This window comes from Haloimpatiens lingqiaonensis (assembly GCF_901447495.1).
Lineage (GTDB): Bacteria > Bacillota > Clostridia > Clostridiales > Clostridiaceae > Haloimpatiens > Haloimpatiens lingqiaonensis.
This window is the reverse complement of record NZ_CABDWS010000001.1, coordinates 1-22,349: the sequence shown is the minus strand read 5'-3', so window position 1 is coordinate 22,349 and position 22,349 is coordinate 1. Positions and strand designations below refer to the sequence as shown.

General features: G+C 29.9%; 19 protein-coding genes and 1 pseudogene. 17 read left to right on the top strand and 3 right to left on the bottom strand.

Annotation, left to right across the window (positions count from 1 at the left end):
• Nucleotides 1-17 precede the first annotated feature (17 nt).
• The 6 genes from FGK85_RS00095 to FGK85_RS00075 all read left to right on the top strand — a co-directional run bounded on the left by FGK85_RS00095 (nt 18) and on the right by FGK85_RS00075 (nt 3,837).
• The gene (locus tag FGK85_RS00095; RefSeq protein WP_138202606.1) at nt 18-683 is read left to right on the top strand and encodes a flagellar brake protein; all 666 of its coding nucleotides are present in this window, start codon (nt 18-20) and stop codon (nt 681-683) included.
• A 14-nt stretch (nt 684-697) separates the two neighbouring features.
• Nucleotides 698-1,420 (top strand): FliA/WhiG family RNA polymerase sigma factor, encoded by a 723-nt coding sequence (locus FGK85_RS00090; protein WP_138202604.1) that lies wholly within the window; start codon nt 698-700, stop codon nt 1,418-1,420.
• A 59-nt stretch (nt 1,421-1,479) separates the two neighbouring features.
• Nucleotides 1,480-2,010: a hypothetical protein gene (locus tag FGK85_RS00085; protein ID WP_138202602.1), complete on the top strand. Its 531-nt coding sequence runs from the start codon at nt 1,480-1,482 to the stop codon at nt 2,008-2,010.
• A gap of 56 nt (nt 2,011-2,066) precedes the next feature.
• The gene (locus FGK85_RS15215) at nt 2,067-2,210 is read left to right on the top strand and encodes a hypothetical protein (protein WP_171011281.1); all 144 of its coding nucleotides are present in this window, start codon (nt 2,067-2,069) and stop codon (nt 2,208-2,210) included.
• 3 nt (nt 2,211-2,213) lie between these two features.
• The gene (locus FGK85_RS00080) at nt 2,214-2,981 is read left to right on the top strand and encodes a flagellar hook-basal body complex protein (RefSeq protein ID WP_138202600.1); all 768 of its coding nucleotides are present in this window, start codon (nt 2,214-2,216) and stop codon (nt 2,979-2,981) included.
• A gap of 70 nt (nt 2,982-3,051) precedes the next feature.
• Nucleotides 3,052-3,837 carry a flagellar hook-basal body complex protein gene (locus FGK85_RS00075; RefSeq protein WP_138202598.1) on the top strand — a complete coding sequence of 262 codons (786 nt, stop codon included), beginning with the start codon at nt 3,052-3,054 and terminating at the stop codon, nt 3,835-3,837.
• Between the two features lie 145 nt (nt 3,838-3,982).
• On the opposite strand, the gene FGK85_RS00070 is transcribed toward FGK85_RS00075, so the two are convergent.
• Nucleotides 3,983-5,626 (bottom strand): putative manganese-dependent inorganic diphosphatase, encoded by a 1,644-nt coding sequence (locus FGK85_RS00070; RefSeq protein ID WP_138202596.1) that lies wholly within the window; start codon nt 5,624-5,626, stop codon nt 3,983-3,985.
• Nucleotides 5,627-5,893: 267 nt separating this feature from the next.
• On the opposite strand from FGK85_RS00070, the gene FGK85_RS00065 reads away from it, so the two are divergent.
• On the top strand, nt 5,894-8,452 hold the full coding sequence (locus tag FGK85_RS00065; RefSeq protein WP_138202594.1) for a calcium-translocating P-type ATPase, SERCA-type: 2,559 nt from the start codon (nt 5,894-5,896) through the stop codon (nt 8,450-8,452).
• 8 nt (nt 8,453-8,460) lie between these two features.
• Here the strand turns inward: FGK85_RS00065 and FGK85_RS00060 are convergent, their stop codons facing one another.
• Nucleotides 8,461-8,883: a hypothetical protein gene (locus FGK85_RS00060; RefSeq protein WP_138202592.1), complete on the bottom strand. Its 423-nt coding sequence runs from the start codon at nt 8,881-8,883 to the stop codon at nt 8,461-8,463.
• 218 nt (nt 8,884-9,101) lie between these two features.
• On the opposite strand from FGK85_RS00060, the gene FGK85_RS00055 reads away from it, so the two are divergent.
• Entirely contained in the window at nt 9,102-11,393 is a 2,292-nt protein-coding gene (locus tag FGK85_RS00055; RefSeq protein ID WP_138202590.1) for an AAA family ATPase, read from the top strand.
• A 124-nt stretch (nt 11,394-11,517) separates the two neighbouring features.
• Here FGK85_RS00055 and ychF read toward each other — a convergent pair whose 3' ends face one another.
• On the bottom strand, nt 11,518-12,615 hold the full coding sequence (gene ychF, locus FGK85_RS00050) for a redox-regulated ATPase YchF (RefSeq protein WP_138202776.1): 1,098 nt from the start codon (nt 12,613-12,615) through the stop codon (nt 11,518-11,520).
• A 328-nt stretch (nt 12,616-12,943) separates the two neighbouring features.
• Between ychF and mraZ the strand changes: the two genes are divergently transcribed.
• From mraZ to FGK85_RS00005, 9 genes and pseudogenes are all read left to right on the top strand, one after another.
• Nucleotides 12,944-13,372: a division/cell wall cluster transcriptional repressor MraZ gene (gene mraZ, locus FGK85_RS00045; protein ID WP_138202588.1), complete on the top strand. Its 429-nt coding sequence runs from the start codon at nt 12,944-12,946 to the stop codon at nt 13,370-13,372.
• Nucleotides 13,373-13,394: 22 nt separating this feature from the next.
• The gene (gene rsmH, locus FGK85_RS00040; protein ID WP_138202586.1) at nt 13,395-14,324 is read left to right on the top strand and encodes a 16S rRNA (cytosine(1402)-N(4))-methyltransferase RsmH; all 930 of its coding nucleotides are present in this window, start codon (nt 13,395-13,397) and stop codon (nt 14,322-14,324) included.
• A gap of 27 nt (nt 14,325-14,351) precedes the next feature.
• Complete coding sequence (locus tag FGK85_RS00035; protein WP_138202584.1) at nt 14,352-14,846, top strand: cell division protein FtsL; 495 nt, start codon at nt 14,352-14,354, stop codon at nt 14,844-14,846.
• Between the two features lie 13 nt (nt 14,847-14,859).
• The gene (locus FGK85_RS00030) at nt 14,860-17,037 is read left to right on the top strand and encodes a stage V sporulation protein D (RefSeq protein WP_138202582.1); all 2,178 of its coding nucleotides are present in this window, start codon (nt 14,860-14,862) and stop codon (nt 17,035-17,037) included.
• A gap of 70 nt (nt 17,038-17,107) precedes the next feature.
• Nucleotides 17,108-18,556: a UDP-N-acetylmuramoyl-L-alanyl-D-glutamate--2,6-diaminopimelate ligase gene (locus tag FGK85_RS00025; RefSeq protein ID WP_138202580.1), complete on the top strand. Its 1,449-nt coding sequence runs from the start codon at nt 17,108-17,110 to the stop codon at nt 18,554-18,556.
• On the top strand, nt 18,557-19,933 hold the full coding sequence (locus FGK85_RS00020) for a UDP-N-acetylmuramoyl-tripeptide--D-alanyl-D-alanine ligase (protein WP_138202578.1): 1,377 nt from the start codon (nt 18,557-18,559) through the stop codon (nt 19,931-19,933).
• A gap of 13 nt (nt 19,934-19,946) precedes the next feature.
• Entirely contained in the window at nt 19,947-20,903 is a 957-nt protein-coding gene (gene mraY, locus FGK85_RS00015) for a phospho-N-acetylmuramoyl-pentapeptide-transferase (RefSeq protein ID WP_138202576.1), read from the top strand.
• A gap of 23 nt (nt 20,904-20,926) precedes the next feature.
• Complete coding sequence (gene spoVE / locus FGK85_RS00010; protein WP_138202574.1) at nt 20,927-22,027, top strand: stage V sporulation protein E; 1,101 nt, start codon at nt 20,927-20,929, stop codon at nt 22,025-22,027.
• 107 nt (nt 22,028-22,134) lie between these two features.
• A pseudogene (locus FGK85_RS00005) lies at nt 22,135-22,349 on the top strand (hypothetical protein); the annotation flags it as partial.

Here is a 22,349-nt window from a genome sequence, read left to right as displayed (position 1 = left end):
GTTTGGGAGGCAGGCAAATGGGAAAACTAGAAATTAAAATAAATAACAAAATTAAGATATCAGCAGAAGATGGAGATTATTCTAGTAATATACAAGATGTGGGAAGTGAGCATATTTCCATAAGCATACCTGTTAGGCAAGGCTCATATTTAGCATTAAGAGAAGGGGATTTGGTAGAAGGAATTTATTATCAAGGAAGCGAATTATATAAGTTTAAAAGTAAGGTTTTGAAAAGAGAAAATAATGGAGTACCTATTATAGATATAGAGAAACCAATAAATTATACTAAAATCCAAAGAAGAAATTATGTAAGAGTGGACTGTATTAAAGAAGTTTACTATACTTTGTTAGATAAAGAACTTAAAAATAGCCATTTAGAGAAATTTTTTATGAGGAATAAAAATAAATTAGAAAAAGCAATTATAACAGATTTAAGCGGCGGAGGATGCAGATTAAAATTATTTAGAAAATTAGAGCTTGGAGACAATATATTTTTAAACATTTCTTTAGAAAATGATGAAATGAATTTAGTTTGTAAAGTAGTTAGAGAGGATGAAAAAGAAAATAATTTATATGTATATGGAACTTCTTTTTCTTCTATAGAGGAATCCTCTAGGGAAAAATTAATAAAACATATTTTCGAAATAATGAGGCAACAAAGGAAAAATAGGATCAAGAGGTAAAGGAGGACAATGAAATGGCTATAGCCGCTAATAATAGAGAAGAAATAATAAAAAAATACATTCCTCTAGTAAAATATATAGCTTCAAGGGTTATAATAGGAAAAACTAAGTATATAGAATATGAGGACTTAGTGAGTTATGGCTTATTGGGACTTATGGATGCAATGCAGAAGTTTGATGAAGGTAAAGGAATGAAATTTTCTACTTATGCATCCATTAGGATAAGAGGTTCTATGATAGATGAAATAAGAAGAAATAGTCCTATTTCTAAGGGGGCTATGGACAAGCTTAATAAATACAATGCAGTGGTTGAAAAACTTCAAAGAGAATATTGTAGAGAGCCTAGCAGAGAAGAAATAAGTAAAGAACTTAATCTATCTTTAAAAGAATTGGGCGAGATAGAAAATTATATAAATTACATATCTTTAGTATCATTAGAGGAACTTATATTTTCAAAGGATGATGAAATTCCTTTAAAAAATGCCATAGAAGATGAAAATAGTCCAAATCCTATAGAAAGTTTTGAAAAAAAAGAACAACTTCAATATTTAACTAAAGCTATAACAATGTTAGGAGAAAAGGATAAGACTATTGTGTCCTTGTATTATTACGAAGGGCTTACATTGAAACAAATTGGTGGGATTTTGGGAGTATCTGAATCCAGGGTTTGTCAATTACATAGCAGAGCAATATTGAACATAAGAAATATTCTAAAAAAACTTAAATATTGTATTTAAATATTAGCTTTAATTTAAATGGTTAAATGGAATAAATTTATAATAGTTGGAGTGATACCATGTGGCTATTTTTAATTTTAATAACTTTTAATTTACATGCTATTAAAAAAGAAAAAAATAATTTTAAGAATATACTTTTGGAAAAAGAAAATAATACTGAAGCGTATGAACTTAAATTATTCACCATTAAAAGTGAATTTAAAGAAGAAACGGATAATTTACATAAGGAAATTCAAGAATTGAGACAAAAGCTCGAATATATTAGTAGAAATTATCAACAAGAATGTAAGACAGATTTTCATCAGATAGTAGATAAGGTAGAAAATGAGGATAAACTTGGTGGAGTCTTAACAGAGGAAAATATAAAAGAAAATACAGAAAAAAATATAAAAGGAAATTTAAAAAATAATGTAAAAGAAAACAGTTTTCCAAAAGAAGAAAAAAGAAAAATTAATAGGGAAAATAAAAGCGTAAGAGTTTTAGAAATGGAGGAACTTCTAAAGAAGGGATTTACCATAGATGAAGTTGCACAAAAATTAAATATAAGTAAGGGGGAAGCACTATTAATAAAAGATTTATATCTAAGATAAAAAACATATTAAATTTTTTATGTGATAGAAAATTACTTATTGGAATTGGTATAGGAATGATTATATCTGCTCTTTTAATGGTTGGAGGGAAAAGGAATGATAACTATGAAAAGGCAGTAATAGAGCAAAAGGCGAGAAGTATGGGCATGGAATATCCAGAAGAAATGAGGGTTATGCCTAGTAAAAAGGGGAGTAAGTAGAATATGATAAGAGGATTATATACTGCAGTATCAGGACTTATAACAGAAGAAGCTAAACAACAATCTATTACAAACAATTTAGCTAATGCTAATAATAATGGATATAAAAAGGAAGATCTTCGATTTAAGGATTTTAGAGAAGCAGCTATGATAAACTATGATAAGGTTATAAATGGAAAAAATACTAAGCAAAAATTAGGTAATTTGTCCCTAGGAAGTAAGATAGATGATGTGGTAGTGAAGTTTACTCAAGGTGCTATTGTAGAAACCAATAATAAAACAGATTTTGCCATAGACGGAGAGGGATTTTTTACAGTACAGGATGAAAAAGGTAGAACATTATACACTAGGGATGGAAGCTTTAGAGTAGATATACAAGGTAATTTAGTAAACTCTAGTGGATATAAGGTTTTAGGTTTTAATAGTAATGGTAAATTAGAAGCTATAAAAGTAGGAAATGATAAAATTATATGTGACTCAGTGGGAAATATAAAATTAAATGACAGAGAGGCTTATAAATTTGCTTTTGCAGGATTTAATGAAGGGGATATTAAAAAAATAGGAGATAATCTTTTTTCATCAGATAAAAATCCTACATACATAAATACCCATGTAAAACAAGAATGTATAGAAAAATCTAACGTTAATATAATAAATGAAATGATAGATATGATGACAGTTATGAGAAATTTTGAATCAAATCAAAAAATAGTTCAAACCATGGATGATACTCTTGGAAAACTTATAAGTGGAGTTGGAGAAGTGAGATAGTTTAAAATTTAGTAATTAATTTAAGTTAAATGGAAGTTAAAAATGTAACATTTATGGAGGCGATTTTTTTATGCTTAGAATGTTTTGGAATTCTAGAACAGCTATGAATTCTATGCAAAATAAATTAGAAATGATATCAAATAATATGACTAATGTAAATACTATAGGTTATAAAAAGGTTGATATGGGTTTTCAAGATCTTCTTCAAGAATCATTGGACAGAAAAGGGTATCCGGTATCAAGAGGGAACAGAAATCTACAGGTTGGAACAGGAGTTAGAAATACTGGAATAATAAGAAGTGATGCACAGGGGATATTAAAACAAACAGGTAATAAAACGGATTTTGCTATAGATGGTGAAGGATTTTTTAAAGTGTATCTGCAAGATAATTCTGTTGCATATACCAGAAGTGGTAGTTTTCAAGTGAATACTGAAGGTAAGCTGGTAGATGGAAATGGAAATTTAGTCAGTATAACCGATGAATACGGAAGAGAATTAAATGGAAGTATAAATTTAACAAGGGATAATTTTTCAGTAAATGAAAAAGGAGAGGTATATGTAAATATTGGAGATGGTAAAAGCACAAAGATAGGTAATATAGGTGTTTATTACGCTATTGGAGATGAGGCATTTAAATCCATAGGGGGAAATTTATATACGCCTTCCACTGATAATATAGAAATTTTAAAAAGTAATGATTTTGATTTACTTCAAGGCTATTTAGAGCTTTCTAATGTAAGAATGGAAGAGGAAATGAGTGATCTTATTATGACACAAAGAGCATTTCAGTTAAATTCTACTGCATTGAGAACTGCGGATGAAATGTGGGGTATGGCAAATAATCTTAAAAGATAAAAATTAATATATATTTTATAAATGTTAAGTAGCTTATTATAAAATATATTTAAAAGGTGCTGCTACATTAAGGAATTTATATACAATACATTGTAGTATTTATTCTTAATGCCACAGCACCTTTTGTTTTTTTGTTTAAAAGAATTTATTTAAGAGAATTTATAGCAGAGGTCAATGGTGGTATAATTTGTTTTTTTCTAGATAATACATCAGGAAGATATATATAAGGGCCATCTAATTTTACATTGAAAGCTCTTTCTACTATATCTTTTTCTTCGCCTACCACTAGAAGTTCTGAACCGCCATTTAAAATATCAGTTACCATTAATATAACTAAATTAAAGTTTTGATCTTTGCATACATTATCCATTAAAGTTAATATATCATCTTTAACAGGTAAAAAACTTTCAATATACATGGTACCTACTTGTGAAACCCCTATTTTGTAGTCCTTTATGGAAAATACTTTAAAATCTTGGCTAAATATTTCTTTAGGAGTTTTGCCCTCCAGTGAAGTTCCAGCCTTAAACATTTCTTTTGCAAAATCTTCTATGTCTATGTTAGCTATGTCGGATAAGCGGTTCAACATGAGCTTATCTACAGAAGTTGAAGTAGGAGATTTTAATAATAAAGTATCAGATATTATAGCAGCACATAAAATACCAGCTATTTTTTTAGATGGCCTTATGCCATTTTCAAAAAACATTGAAGCTACAATTGTAGAAGTACTCCCCACAGGCTCATTTCTAAAATATATAGGAAGACCTGTTTGTATATCAGCAATTCTATGATGATCTATTATTTCTAAAACCTCAGCATCCTCAAGACCATGAACGGATTGAGATTTTTCGTTATGATCCATTATTATTACTTTTTTTCTGTTTTTAGATATTAAGTGATATCTGGATATGGTTCCTATAACCTTATTATCTCTATTGGTTACAGGATAACTTCTATAACGGGTTTCTAGCATTATTTCTCTTACTTCATCTACAAAATCATCTGTATTGAATCCTATTATTTTTTCATTTGTCATAACATATTTAACAGGTACACTTTGAATTATAAGTCTAGAAGTAGTAAATGTATCAAAAGGAGTAGAAATTATAGAGGTTTTCTTGTCTTTAGCAAGTTCTATAATATTCTCTTTAACTGAGTGATTGCCAGTTACGATAAGTAAAGCAGCTCCATTTTCTATGGCACTTAATTGAGAATCTTCTCTGTTTCCACAAATAACTATATCTTCAGGTTCTACTAAATTTTTTATTTCATTGGCATCCAATGCAGCAACTATTATCTTACCCTTTAATTGTGGGTTATCACTGTACATATATACTGGTTTTGCACAAAGTGTATCTAATATATTTTGAATTTTAGTTTCACTTTTAGATAATATGTAGTTATCCCATACATCCATGTAGTTTGAAGTTAGGTTAGAAAGAGATACCACTCCCAATAATGAATCATTCTCGTCTACTACAGGAAGGGTTTTTACTCCGTATTTTTTCATCATGCTCCAAGCCATTTTAAGAGAGGTGTCAGGAGAAATAGGTACGGTATTATCTATATCTAAATCAGAAACTTGTGTTTTAACAGTTTCAATAAGTGTAGGAATTTCTACATTAAAATAATTCAGTATGAATTTTGTTTCTCTATTTAATTCACCAAGTCTTACGGGAATTGCATTTAATGAACTGGTTTTGTTTTTAAATTCCGCATAGGCTAGGGCGGAACAAATAGAATCGCTATCTGGATTTTTATGTCCAGTTATGTAAACTTTATCTTTCATAGTTGGATACCTCCATATCATTAGTTTATACCTTATAAGCAATTTCAATATTTTATTCCAACTTCATTTTAAATTTTATGTGTGAAAGTTGAGTATTTTATTAAAATGAAATCTGAGTTTTATATAATGATATATTATACTTCCCTACTTATCCTTGTCAACTGAAAATAAAATTGTTCTATATGAAGAGTTGTCCACATATATTTACTATAGAAAAAGCTGATTAAATGAGTTTAATAAATGCACAGGGGCTAAGGAGGTTAGGATATGGTAAATGAAACTAAATTACTGGAGGGGCTTACAGAAGAGGATGCAAGAATAAGGATGGAGAGATATGGTTTAAATATATTGAGCAATGGGAAAAAAGTGTCGGCAATTAAGATATTTTTAGAACAGTTCAATGATTTTATAATATGGGTTTTAATAGGAGCAACTATTATTTCTGGTTTTATGAATGAAAGGGCAGATGCTATAACTATATTAATAATTGTGGTTATGAATGCAGTACTTGGTTTTATACAGGAATATAAAACTGAAAAATCTTTAGAGGCATTAAAGAAATTAGCAGCTCCCACAGCCAAGGTTAAAAGAAATGGAAAACTTAAAGTTGTAAGTGCAGAAGAATTAGTTCCAGGTGATATAGTTATCTTGGAAAGCGGAGATAGAGTTCCTGCTGATTGCGAAATTATAAGTAGTAATAATATACTTGTAGATGAGTCTCTTTTGACAGGAGAATCCGTTGGAGTTGAGAAGGACAGCGAAGATAAAAATAACAATCTGTACATGGGAACCATTGTTTTAACAGGAAAGGCAATAGCTAAGGTAATATGCACGGGTATGAATACAGAAATGGGTAGAATAGCTAATATGTTAGATGATATTGAAAATGAAAAATCTCCTTTAAAGGAAAAGTTAGCTCATTTGGGCAAAATTTTAGTTGTTATATGTATAGTTGTATGTGCAGTAGTTACTATAATGGGAATTTTAAGAGGACAAAATGCCTATGAGATGTTTCTATTAGGGGTTAGCCTTGCAGTGGCGGCTATACCAGAAGGACTGCCAGCCATAGTTACAGTGGCATTGGCTCTAGGAGTTTCTAAAATGCTCAAGAGAAATGCTTTAATAAGAAAGTTGCCGGCAGTGGAAACTTTAGGATGTACATCTATAATATGTAGTGATAAGACAGGAACATTGACAGAAAACAAAATGACTGTAAAAGCTATATTTTTTAACGGAAAGATATATAATTTAGATGAGGAAAACATTCCTGAAAATACTATGTTGAAAAAAGCTTTTACATATTGCAATGATTGCAATTTTAATTTTAGAAGTGATAATTTGAAAGAAGGAGTTTTGGGAAGCCCTACAGAAGCAGCACTTATTCAAGCATATTTTAGAAATTTAGATGATGTAAAGAAATTTTTAGGAGCAGTGGACAAGGTAGAGGAAATACCATTCAATTCTGATAGAAAAATGATGTCTGTATTGGTTAAAGAAGGAGCCAAATATAATTCTTATGTAAAGGGAGCTCCAGAAAGAATAATAGATAGGTGTAAATATATATGGATAAATGGAGAAGTTAGATTATTTACTGAGTCATATAAAAAATCTGTTTTAAAAGCGTTAGATGATATGTCCTATAAGGCTTTAAGATGTGTTGCCGGAGCTTATAAAGAAAAGGTTTCTAATAAAATTCATATGGAAAAAGAGCTAATATTTATTGGAATAGCAGGGATGATAGACCCACCTAGAAAAGAAATAAAAGATGCAGTGCTAAAATGTAAAATAGCAGGTATTAAGCCTATAATGATTACAGGAGATCATAAGAATACAGCTTATGCCATAGGAAAACAGGTGGATATTTGTAAAAATAAAGATGAGGTTATAACAGGAAAAGAACTAGATGATTTAAGTGATAAGGATCTAGAGAAAAATATAGAAAACTATACTGTTTTTGCAAGGGTAACTCCAAAACATAAACTTAGAATAGTAAAGGCGTTTAAAAAAGGAGCTCATATTGTTGCCATGACTGGAGATGGTGTTAATGATGCTCCAGCTGTTAAAGAAGCGGATATTGGAATATCCATGGGTATCTCTGGAACAGATGTAACTAAAGAGGCATCAGCTATGATACTTTTAGATGATAATTTTGCCACTATAGTTGCTGCTGTAGAAGAGGGAAGAGTTATTTATAATAACATAAGAAAATTTATAAGATACTTACTATCCTGTAATTTGGGAGAAGTTTTAACTATGTTTTTATCATCATTATTTTATTTAGAAAATCCACTTTTGCCTATTCAAATTTTGTTTGTAAATTTGGCTACAGATGGTCTTCCAGCTATTGCTTTAGGAGTAGATCCTAAGGATGAGGATATAATGTTAGAAAGACCAAGAAGAAAAGGAGAAAGTATTTTCTCTAGGGGATTGAGTGAAAAGATAATTATAAGGGGAGCTTTAATTGGTATATGTACTGTTTTTTCCTTTGTAGCGGGAAAATATTATAATATGAATTTGGATACATCAAGAACACTAGCTTTAAGCACTTTAGTTATGTCTCAACTTATACATGTATTTGAATGTAGATCTGAAAATCACTCTATTTTTGAAATTAAATTATTTACTAATTTATACTTAGTAGGTGCAGTAGGAATTTCCATTGCAATGCTGCTATGTATACTTTATATTCCATTTTTGCAAAATATATTTCATACCATGCCTTTAAGCTTACCACAATGGCTTATTGTAGTTTTCTTTTCCAGTATAATATCTTTTATAAATAGCTTGTATATTTTTATAGGCAATAGTAAAAAAAATGGGCGTTAAGCCCATTTTTATCTCATTCTATTTGTTTTTCTTATTTTTTGAATTTTTGGCATGCCACCTTCAATAGGCATAAGACTTTGTTTATTTGTAAGGTTAAGAATATTTAATACCTGTAATAATTCTTTACTATCTGCGCTTTTTTTGCTCTTTTTACCTTTAAGCCCTTGAACGATTACAGAGTTACCTTGAGATAGTTTCATAAACTCAGGTTTTTTAAACCAACGTTTTTTCTTATATTCACATTTAACAACAGATCGGCTACCCTCAAGTTTTACAACTAAAGAAACAGTTAATTTGTTAAAAATCCATAATATGCTTTTTTCATATATTTTTACAGAAAGTACATTACCTTGAACTTGTGTAATTCTATCTCCATACTTTTTTAAATATGCTTCACTATAATATTTAGCAAATTTCTCTTTAAAACTCATGTTATATTACTCCTTTTCAAATGATTTAGTAAAATACTAGCAAATAAGTGCAACAACTTCATTATAAATTATAATATTAAAAAGTATATTTGTATAGGGTTAATTTAAAACTCTTGTAAATTGGAATTTGTATTACAAGAGTTTTTTCTATTTTTGTTCCTAAAATAAACTTTAAAGAATACTAATATATTAAAGAAGTTCATTAAGGGGGAAGAAACATGTATAGAAAATTAACTCCTAAAGAAGTGGTTTATAATGTAGAGTTAAATAGCTTAAATATAAGGGACATAGAAAAGAATTTATATTATAAGGATGTATTTAAAGCTATAAAAACAGCACTTAGTATAAATAATGAGGGTTATAATTTATATTTAATAGATGATTTTTCAAAAGAAAAAGTCAAAAATATAGCTGATTTTGCAAATGAAATATATAAAAATAAAAAATCCCCAAAGGATATATGTTATATAACGGATGAAGAGGATAGACGCCCAAGGCCACTATTTTTAGGTGCAGCCATGGGAAACCTACTTAAGGAAATAGTAGAGGAAATAAAAAATTTTTATTTTAGTATAACCTTTGATTTTTACAATAATTCGGCTAGTAAAGAAAAGGAAGAAATAATAGATTTAATAGATAGCAAGAGAAATGATGCAATAGAAAGACTTATTATTATGTCTAAAGAAAAAGGATTTCACATGAAAGCTGTGCATAATGGATTTACATTTATACCTTTAGATAATGGCAAGGAAATGACAGAAAATGAGTATGATGAATTAGGTGAAGAAGAAAAAAAGCATATATTAGATAATATATCAGAGTTGAAAGAAAAGTCTAGAGAAATTATAGAAGAGTTGAAAGACTTAGAAGATAGTAGTATTGATAAGATTAAAACTATATTTAAATTATATTACGAAGAAAAAAGCTACGAAACAAAAGTAAAATATAAAAAAATTTTTAAAGAAGAAAAAGAAGCTTTAAGATTTTTAGAAAAGGTTTGTGAGGATATTGAAGAAAGTATAGTAGAAAATTATTCTTCTAATTATAGTAATGATGAGGACAGTATAAATGGCGTATTAGATAGGTTTAAGGTAAATGTATTAGTGGATAATGCCTGTAATAAAAATCCTCAATGTATATTTGAAGAAGATCCTAGTATTCAAAACTTAATAGGTAGTATTGAATATGAAAATAAAAATGGAACATATACTACGGATATAAGTTTAATAAAGGGAGGAACACTATTAAAAGCAAATGGTGGATGTGTAATAATCAGGATAAAAGATTTACTTTCTAGTGCTAACTCATATTATTATTTTAAAAAATTCCTTATTACAGGAATGGTGGATTTTAATTATAATAAAGGTTATTTAGAGATTTTATCTTTAAGTGGACTGAACCCAGAACCTATAGGAATTAAAACTAAAATTATATTAATAGGGGATGAAGAAACCTATAATTTATTGTATAGATATGATGAGGATTTTAAAAAGTTGTTTAAGATTAGGGCAGAATATTATCCTGTAGGAGATATAGAAGAAAAATCCATAGGTGTAGTAATGCAGAATATAAAAAGTATATGTCAGTGTGAGAAAATATTAGATTTAAGAAATGATGCAGTAGAAGAGATAGTTAAGTATTTATCTAGAATGGTGGAAAGTAATAAAAAAATATATTTAGATAAGGATGAAATTAAAAAAGTTACAATTTTATCAAATTGTAATGCACAGGAAAAAGATCAAAATTTTATTAGTAGAGATGATGTGTTAGAGGCAGTTTATAAAGAGGAGATAATAGAAAAAAATATATTAAATAGCTATAAAGAAAAAAAACAATTTATATCTGTAAATGAAAGTAAGATAGGTCAGATAAATGGATTGTCTGTTATAGATGGGGAATATTTTAGAATTGGAAAACCCATAAGAATAACTTGCAGTTGCTACAGGGGAAATGGAAATATATTTGATGTGCAAAAGGAAAGTGACTTAAGTGGCAACATACACAGAAAATCTATAAATATATTGAAAGGGCTTATAAATAATCTATTAGGAGGATACGATTCTTTACCTGTAGATTTTCACATAAGTTTTGAACAATTATATGGATATTTAGAGGGAGATAGTGCATCTGTAGCAGAAGGAGTAGGAATTATATCTGCCTTGTGCAGATTACCCATAAAACAGAATATAGCAGTTACAGGCTCTCTAGATCAGTTTGGAAATGTTCAACCGGTAGGTGGAGTTAATGAAAAAATTGAGGGATTTTTTAATGTATGTAAAGAAATCCACTCTATAAAGGGGAAGGGAGTAATAATACCGGAAGCTAATATAGATAATTTAGTATTAAAGAAAGAAGTGGAGGATGCCATATCTAAAGGAGATTTTTCTATATATAGTATAGAGAATATATTTGATGGGACAGATATACTTTTAGATAAAGATAAGGAATTTATATTAAGTACCATGCAAAGGGAAGTTAAAAAATATTCAAAGGGGAAAAAGAAAGAGTAAAAGAAGGAGTAAAAGAAAGAGTAAAAGAAAGAGTAAAAGAAGGAGTAAAAAAAGCACCTATGGGTGCAATAGATTACAATAATGGAAAAAACAGCACCCTTGGGGTGCTGTTTTACATACTATTTTACACGTTAAATCTAAATAATACCACATCGCCATCTTGCATTACATAATCTTTACCTTCTAGGCGGTAGCAGCCTTTTTCCTTAGCTGCAGCTTCTGAGCCGCACTCAATTAATTTATCGTAGGTCACTATTTCAGCTCTTATAAATCCTCTTTCTATATCGGAGTGAATTTTACCAGCTGCAGCTGGTGCCTTTGTACCATTTACTATTGTCCAAGCACGTACTTCTTGTTCGCCAGCAGTTAGGAAGCTTATAAGACCTAGAAGTTTATAGCTGGCGTGAATTAATTTATTTAATCCTGGCTCTTCAAGACCATATTCTTGAAGCATTTCATTTTTTTCTTCATCATCTAAAGTTGAAAGTTCTTCTTCAAGACGGGCACATATAGTTACCACTTCAGAATTTTCTTCTTTAGCATAAGCTTTAACCTTTTGAACTAATGGAGTTTCCACGTTTCCAGATAATAAGTCATCTTCACATATGTTAGCCACATATAAAACTGGCTTTGAAGTTAAAAGAAATAATCCATCTACAATAACTTTTTCCTCATCAGTTAATTCTAAAGTTCTTATAGGCTTATTGTTTTCTAAATGAGCTTTTAATTTTTCCATTAATTCTAATTCAGTTTTAGCTTTTTTATCTCCAGAACGAGCTAGTTTATTAGCTTTTTCTAATCTTCTTTCTAAAACTTCAATATCTGCAAATACTAGTTCAAGATTTATAGTTTCTATATCTCTTATAGGATCTACAGAACCATCTACATGCACTATATTTTCATCTTCAAAGCATCTAACTACATGAACTATGGAAGAAACCTCTCTTATATGAGATAAAAATTTATTTCCAAGCCCCTCACCTTTGCTGGCACCTTTTACAAGACCAGCTATATCGTAGAATTCAATGCTAGTATGAGTTTTTTTTCTGGCAGAATACATTTTTTCTAAAACATCAAGTCTTTTATCTGGAACTGCCACTACTCCTACATTTGGTTCTATAGTACAAAATGGGTAGTTAGCAGATTCTGCTCCTGCTTTAGTAATAGCATTAAATAAAGTGCTTTTACCTATGTTTGGTAAACCAACGATTCCTAATTTCATATCTATGTACATTCCTTTCTTACATTAATAATGTATATAATACTAATTTATAATTATCCATTTAATATTTGACTTATAATGTTTGTTTATAAGTCAAGTAAAATTATACTCTAGAATTAAATTCATTTCAAGGAAAATAGACTTTAAGCCATTCTAATAAAGCGGAAATAGTATATATGGTAGTTGCTATGATAAATTTAATAATTTTAAAAAAATATTTAAAAAAAATATATATTATGTTGAAGGAATTTTAACTTTAATATAGAATAGTGTATTAGTGGTTAAAAGTGGAGCAAAGTGGAGCAAAGTAGTCCATGGAGGTAAGTGTATGTTTATAGGGGAGTATCAACATGCTTTAGATAGTAAAAATAGAATGATAGTGCCCTCTAAACTTAGAGAAGGGTTAGGGGATAAGTTTGTGCTAACCAAGGGATTAGATGGTTGCATTTATGCATACCCTATGGATGAATGGGCAAAATTAGAGGAAAAATTAAAAGGGCTTCCTTTAACTAATAAAAATGCTAGAACCTTTGTGAGATTTTTCTTTTCTGGAGCCAATGAAGTTACACCTGATAAACAGGGAAGGGTTTTAATACCTCAAAGTTTATGTGAATACGGCAATATAAAAAAGGAAATAGTAAGTATAGGTGTAGCAACTAGAATTGAAATTTGGAGCAAGGAAAATTGGGATGAATATAATAATTCTAACGTAGATTTTGATTCCATAGCGGAACAAATGAGTGAACTTGGCATATAAATTAAATTTAAGGAGAAGTAATATGAATTTCAAACACATATCAGTATTATTAGATGAAGTAATAGACGGATTAGACATTAAAGAAGATGGTATATATGTGGATTGTACATTAGGCGGTGGTGGTCACTCTATAGAAATACTTAATAGATTATCACCCAAGGGCAGGCTTATAGGTATTGATCAAGATACTAATGCTTTAAAAGCAGCAGGTGAAAAACTAAAGGACTTTAAAAATGTTACATATGTACATGATAATTTTTATAACATAGAGGAGATACTTGAAGGCTTAAGCATAGAAAAAGTAGATGGTATTTTAATGGATTTAGGAGTTTCCTCACACCAATTAGATGAGGGAGAAAGAGGATTTAGCTACATGCAAGACGCTCCTTTAGACATGAGAATGAACAGGGAAAATGATTTTTCAGCTTACGATGTAGTAAATGGATATGAAGAAAAAGAACTATATAGAATAATAAAAGAGTATGGCGAGGAAAAGTTTGCAAAGAGGATTGCCTTTAATATAGTAAAAGAAAGAACTGAAAAGCCAATAGAAACAACTCTTCAGTTAGTGGATGTGATTAGGAATTCTATTCCAGCTAAATTTAGAAGAGAAGGTCATCCAGCAAAGAGGACATTCCAAGCCATAAGAATTGAAGTTAATAGAGAATTATACATATTGGACAAAGCAATAGAGGATGGAGTAAATAGATTAAATACAAATGGAAGAATAGCAATAATAACTTTTCACTCTTTAGAAGATAGAATTGTAAAGAATAAATTTAATCAATTACAAAATCCATGTACTTGTCCTAAAGATTTTCCAGTATGTGTTTGTGGAAAGAAACAAACACTTAAAGTTATAAATAGAAAACCAATAGTGGCATCAGAAGAGGAATTACAGAATAATTCAAGAAGTAAAAGTGCAAAATTAAGGGTTGGGGAAAAAGTATAGTTCTAAAATGAAATAGGGGTGAATAAATTGATATTGATGAATAAAAACAATATAGTAGATGGAAGCACGGCATTAGTACCTAAAAGAGAAGAAAGAGACTACCAACAGGAACGTAGAAAGCAACAACAGAAGGAAATAGAACTAATAAATAAAAGAAAAGAAAAATTAGTAAAAAATAAGTTAAAAATTATGTTAAGTATAGGAATTGGATTTTCCATGGGCATTATTTTAGTTATGCGTTTTGCATATATTTGTAATTTAAGACAAGAATCTATAACCATGCAAAATCAAATAGCAACCATAGGTAAGGAAAATGAAAATTTAAAAGTTGAGCTATTAAAATATGATAATATTAAGTACATTGAAGAAATAGCTGTTAAAAAATTAAATATGGAAAGGCCAAATTTAGGTCAGGCAATTTATTGTGATTTAGATACTAAATATTTTAAAGATAATAAACTTCAGAAGAAAGATACAAAAAAATTATCTTTTATAGAATTTATTAAGAGCAAGTTATTCTAATGGAGGTAGTAGTTTGGCAAAAAGAATTTATAAAGATAGAGGAACAATGCGAAAGAGAATGGTATGGGTATTTTTAATTTTCCTTTTGGTTTTTTTTGCACTGGTTTCTAGACTGTTTTATCTAATGGTATATAAGTCTCCAGAATATAAGAAAAAGGCAGTTTCTCAATGGACTAGCATTGTGCAGATTGATCCTAAAAGAGGAGATATACTAGATAGAAACGGCAATGAGTTAGCTATAAGCGCCAATGTATACAGGGTGGATTTAGATTTAAATACATTAAGAGCTTATATGAAAGATAAAAAGATATCTGAGGTTGCTGTGAGTAAAAAATTGGCAGAGGCCTTGGATATGGATCAATTAGAGGTATTGAAAACTATAAAGAAAACAATAAATGGCAAACAAATAGGAGCTGCCATATTAGCAAGAAGAATTGAAAAGGAAAAAGCAGATAAGGTAAGAAATTTAGATATTGAAGGGGTAGTTATTTCGGGAGATACCAAGAGATACTATCCTAACGGGAATTTTTTAGCTCATGCCATGGGTCACACTAATTCTGATGGAAAAGGATTGACAGGCATAGAACTTGTTTATGATGAATACTTAAGAGGTACTAAGGGAAAAAAAATTTCTGAAACAGACAGTAGAAGAAAAGATCTGCCTTATTCCATAGCTAGATATGAAAAACCTATAGATGGATATGATGTAGTGCTTACAATAGACCAAATGATACAACATTTTGCAGAAAAAGCTGCAGATGAAGCTTTAAGAGTAAATAAAGCAAAGGCAGTTTCCATATTAGTTATGGATCCTAGTAATGGTGAAGTACTTGCTATGGTTAATAAACCAGATTATAATCCCAATAATCCATGGGAAGAAAATCTTTCCTATGAAGAATTGCAACAAAAATGGAGAAATAGAATAGTAAGTGATACTTTTGAGCCAGGTTCCATATTTAAAGTAGTTACAGCTACAGCAGCATTAAGTGAAAAAGTAATTGAGCCTAGCAGTTATAGCGTAGTATGTAATGGATCTAGAAGGATTGGAAGCAATACTATACGTTGCTGGAAAACTTCAGGACATGGAACCCAGAGCTTTGTGGATATACTTAAAAATTCCTGTAACGTAGGATTTATGGACGTGGGAGAAAAGGTAGGGGCTGAAAAATTAAATAAATATATAAAGGCTTTTGGATTTGGCAAAAAAACTGGTATAGATTTAAATGGAGAAGCTGTTGGAATAATAAAACCTACAGAAAAAATAACTAATACAGATTTAGCAACTATATCTTTTGGCCAAACTAATACTGTATCCTGTATTCAATATATGACTGCATTCAATGCCATTGCTAACGGAGGAAAATGGATAAGACCTCATATGCTAAAAGAAATATCTAGAAATATTGAAGGTAAAGAAGTGGTTTATAAAGAATATGATAAATATGATCAAAAGCAAATTATAGATAAAAATATAGCAGAACAGTTGAGAGGATATCTAGAAAAGGTAATTTCAGAGGGTGGAGGAAGAAAAGCCTTTATAGATGGATATCATATAGCTGGTAAAACAGGAACAGCTCAAAAGGTTATAAATGGAAAATATGCAAGCGGCAAATATATAGCGTCCTTTGGAGGAATGGCTCCAGCTAATAACCCTAAGATATCTATTATGGTATCTATAGATGAACCAGATCCATCTAATTATTATGCAGGACAAATAGCAACAGTAGTAGCTAAACAAGTTTTTTATGATATTTTCAATTATCTAGCATTTAAAACAGATGCTAGTGGAGAAGAGATAGCTAAAAGTTTGTTAAAAGACGTAATAGTGCCTGAAATTAGGGGAATGAAAAAGAGTGATGCCTTAAAAATATTAAAGGATAATGGATTAAGTGCTGATATAGAAGGAGATGGGGAGTATATACAAGATATAAACCCTAAACCTGGATATACTGTAAAAGAAAACTCTAAAATAATACTTTACAGTGGAAATGGCGGAAATTATAATAAGGAAGTAGCGGTTCCTAATTTATTTGGATGTACACAGGAAAGTGCTTCTAAAATTTTAAGAGAATTAGGCTTAAGGGTTGAGTATACTGGCCAGGGACTAGTGTCTGAGCAAAGTATAAAACCAGGTGAAAAGGTATCTAAAGGAACCTTAATAAATTTACACCTTAATGTGATAGGCGATTAATATTAGGCTGTTGACAAAATTATTATATTTGTCAACAGCATTTGTATTGCTAGTGAAATGGAGTGGTTTTATGAAGTTAAAAAAATTACTAGAAGATTTAGATTATAGTGTATTGCAAGGAAATGATGATTTAGAAATAAACAGTATTCAATATGATTCTAGAAAGATACAAAAGGGAGATGTGTTTTTTTGTATTAAAGGTTTCAATGTAGACGGGCACAAGTTTATTTCTTCAGCGTTGCAAAAGGGTGCCAGTGCCATTGTATGTGAAGAATATGTGGAAGAAACTATAGATAATGCTACTGTTATAAAGGTGGAGGATGGAAGAAAAGCGCTGGCTTTATGCTCCGCAAATTTCTATGGCAGGCCAGCTGAAAAAATGAAAATAATAGGCATAACAGGTACCAATGGAAAAACAACTTCAGCATTTATGATAAAAAGTATTTTAGAGGAAGCTGGGTACAAAGTTGGATTAATAGGTACTATAGCTAATTATATAGGGAATGAAAAACTACATTCTGAAAGGACTACACCTGAATCATTGGAATTACATGAGTTATTTAAAAAAATGGTTGATAAAGGTGTACATTACTGTGTTATGGAGGTGTCTTCCCATTCCTTAAGCTTAAATAGGGTATATGGAGTGAAGTTTTGCCAAGGAATATTTACAAATTTAACTCAAGACCATTTGGATTTCCACAAGACCTTTGAAAATTATTATGGAGCTAAATTGGAATTATTTAAAAATAGTGCTAATGCTATTGTGAATATAGATGACTCCTATGGTGAAAAAATATTATCAGATGTAAATAATAGAAAATTAACTTATGGAATTCATAAAAATGCAGATATAAAAGCTGAACATATAGAAATACATCCTAGAGGTGCCCAGTTTAAAATTTTGTATGGAGATATATATGAAAATATAGATTTGCAGATACCAGGAAATTATAATGTGTATAATGCATTAGGAAGTGCTGCTGCATGTTTAAATGAAGGCATAGACATTAATAAAGTTATAAAAGGGCTTAATAAAGTTCAAGTGCCAGGAAGATGTGAAATAGTTACAAAGCAATACAATTTAGGTTTTGATGTGATAGTAGATTATGCACATACTCCAGATGGACTCCAAAATATATTAGAAACAGCTAGGGAATTTACAAAAGGCAGACTTATAAGTGTATTTGGATGTGGAGGAGATAGAGATAAAACTAAAAGACCTATAATGGGAGAAATAGGTGCTGGATTAAGCGATGTAGCTATAATAACTTCAGATAATCCTAGAACTGAAGATCCTGATAAGATAATAGAGGATATAGTTAGAGGCATAACTAAAGAAAATTATATTGTTATTGCTGATAGAAGAGAGGGAATTAAAAAAGCTATGGAAATAGCTAAAAAAGGAGATGTTATTGTAGTTGCAGGAAAAGGCCATGAAGATTATCAAGTGCTTAAAAATGAAACTATTCACTTTGACGAAAGAGAAGTTATTGCTGAGATAGTAAAGGAGCTGTTTTAGGTGGAAAAATTAACTTTACAAGAAATACAAAATGCAGTAAAGGGAGAAATAATTTTAAAGGGTAAAAGTGAAAAATTCACAAAAGTTAATACTGATACTAGAAGTTTAAAAGAAGGAGATATATTTATAGCTCTAAAGGGAGAAAGATTTGATGCCAATGAGTTTATAGAAGAAGCTAGTAATAAAGGAGCAACTCTTTGTATTGTTAATGATGTTAACTTTAATAAGGATAATATTAAAGAAGAAACTTCTATTATATTAGTTAAAAATACATATAAAGCATTGATGGATTTAGCTAAATACTATAGAGAAAAATTAAACTTAAAGATTGTGGGCATTACTGGTTCAACAGGAAAAACATCTACTAAAGATGTGGTAGCTGCAGCTTTAAGCCAAAAATATAAAGTTTTTAAAACCAAGGGTAACTTTAATAATGAAATAGGTCTTCCACTTATGATTATGTCTTTAGATAATACCTATGAAGTAGCAGTATTAGAAATGGGTATGAGTAACTTAGGTGAAATTCATAGGCTTTCGGAGGTGGCAAAGCCAGATGTGGCCATTATAACAAATATAGGTGTTTCACATATAGAAAATTTAAAGACTAGAGAAAATATACTTAAGGCAAAAATGGAGATAGTAGATTTCTTCAAAAGTGAAAACACTTTAATTGTAAATGGTGATGATGAATTTTTATCAAATATTAAAGAAAACAATTTTAATTTAATTAAGGTTGGAATAAATAGGAATAATCAATACTGGGCTGAAAATATAATATTAAATGAAGAAGGAATTTCATACGACTTAAAAGAAAAATCTTCAAGTGGTATTAAAAAAATAACTTTAGATATGCTTGGTAAACATAATGTATATAATTCATTGCTTGCCATTGCTTGTGCTATAAAACTAGGAGTAGCTTATGAAGATATAATAGCAGGATTTAAAAATATAGAGGCTACTTCTATGAGATTGGATTTTATAAGAGGTGAAAAGTTTACCATAATAAATGATTGTTATAATTCAAGCCCTGATTCTGTAAGGGCTGCTGTAGATGTGCTTGTAAATGTAAAATGTAATAGAAAAATAGCTATACTTGGAACCATGAGGGAATTAGGACATATGGCTTATGAAGCACATAGACAGGTAGCGGAATATGCAAAGGAAAAAGGAATAGATTACTTATTCTCAATGGGAGAATTTAAAGAAGCTTTTAAAGAGGGATTTGGTGAAGAAAACTTTAAACATTTCAATAATTTAGAAGAACTAGAGCAGTATATGGATAACTTTTTACAAGAGGATGACTATGTTTTAGTAAAAGCTTCAAGATACATGAAATTTGAAAATGTAGTAGAAAAACTTCAGAAAATAAATTGCTAAAGAAGGTGTAAATATGAAAGTAATGATATATTGGCTATTAGTTGCATTTTTAATATCTTTAATTGGAGGTCCCTTGTTAATTCCTATGCTTCATAAATTAAAGTTTGGACAAATAATAAGAGAAGAAGGACCTAAAAGTCACATGAAAAAATCAGGTACCCCTACTATGGGAGGTATCATATTTATAATTTCTGTTACCATAACAATGATTGTTGCCATTAGAAATCCACAGGATAAGTCCATGGTAGTTTTATATTCCTTTATTGCCTTTGGAGCCATAGGATTTTTAGATGACATACTTAAAATAATTCACAAAAATAATTTAGGATTAAGAGCTTATCAGAAAATGATACTTTTATTGGTAGCCTCTGGAGTGTTAGCATTTTACGGAGCTAACAATGTAGGAACTTCAATAATAATGCCATTTGCAAACAAAACATGGAATTTGGGAAGTTTTTATATACCGTTTATTATTTTCTATTTTGCAGCCACCACTAATGCTGTTAACTTAACTGATGGACTAGATGGTTTAGCTTCTTCTGTTACACTTTTAGTTATGACCTTCTTTGCTCTAGTAAGCTTTGCTATGGGAGAATATAAAATAGCAATATTTTGTGCTACTACAGCAGGAGCACTTTTAGGATTTTTAAGATACAATGCTTTTCCAGCAGCAGTATTTATGGGAGACACTGGATCTTTGGCATTAGGGGGAGCTGTGGCAGCAGTAGCAATGATGCTTAAGTTACCTTTGATAGTTTTAATAGTTGGAGGAATATATGTATTGGAAGCATTATCAGTAATTATACAAGTTACTTCCTTCAAATTAACAGGTAAAAGGGTATTTAAAATGAGTCCTATTCATCATCACTTTGAGCTAAGTGGATGGCATGAAACAAAAGTTGTGTCAATGTTTAGTATAATTACAACTATACTATGTTTGGTAGCTTTCTTATCCTTGACAAACTTATAAGTAATTAATCAGGAGGATATAGCATGAATATACCCAAATTAAAAAAAGGAAAGATAGATTTTGTTTTATTTACTACAATAATTCTTTTAGTAACAATAGGGGTAGTGATAGTAGGAAGTGCTAGTTATAATAGCGCTCTTTATTTCCAAAAGGATGGATTCTTCTTTTTTAAAAAGCAGTTTGCTTTTTCTATTTTGGGATTTATTTTTATGATAATTATATTAAATATAGATTATCATATATTAAAAAAATATAATGAAATAATTATGTTAATGACAATAGTGTTATTACTGGCAGTATTTGCATTTCCACCAGTGAATAATGCTCAAAGGTGGATAAGATTAGGACCGTTAACTATTCAGCCATCAGAAATAGCTAAATATACTGTAGTACTTTATATGGCTAAAAGTATAGAAAGAAAAGGAGAAAAAGTTAAAAGTTTAATTTATGGAATTTTTCCCTTCCTTTTGGTATCAGGTGTTTATGCAGCATTAGTTTTAAAGGAAAAAAACCTTAGTATAGCATCTGTAATAATGATAGTTACGGTTATAATATTATTTTGTTCTGGAGCAAAAATGATACATTTAATTGGCTTGGGCTCTCTTTTAGTTGCTGCAGGGGTTGTATTTACAATAACAGAAGATTACAGATTGGCTAGGCTTATGAGTTTTAGAAATCCGTGGTTAGATCCCAAAAAGACAGGATATCAATTAATACAATCACTGCTTTCCTTAGGATCTGGAGGAATTTTAGGAGTAGGTTTTACAAGATCAAGGCAAAAGAACTTTATGCCGGAACCTCACAATGACTTTATATTTTCAGTTATAGGAGAAGAATTAGGATTAATAGGGTGTATATTCATAATAACTTTATTTATAGTATTTGTATGGAGAGGTATAAAAGTTGCTATAAAGGCTGCAGATGTTTATGGCAGTATTTTGGCTATAGGAATAACATCTGTAGTGGGAGTTCAAGCTCTCATTAACATAGCAGTTGCCACTGGTTCTATGCCAGTAACAGGGGTACCATTGCCCTTTATAAGCTATGGAGGATCTGCATTATTATTTAATATGGCTGCAATGGGAATATTATTAAACATTTCTAGGCAGAGCAATATAAATTAGCATACCTACTGGTATGCTAATTTATATTATGATAAAATATATAGATAGATTAATGTTTTTCAACAATTTTTTCTGACTTAGATTTGATTTAGAGAGATGAGGAAGTTATGGAGAAAAATAATAAAAAAAATAATGTAACTTATTTAGAAGAAAGCAAATATATAATTGAAAATAGGGAAAATCTTATTAAAAAGAGAAAAAGAAAAAAAACCATTATAAAGTTTTTTCTTTTAACTTCTGTACTTTTAATAATATCGTTAACTTTACTTTTAAAACTACCTTATTTTAGTATAAAAGATATAGTTGTGATTAATAATAGTAA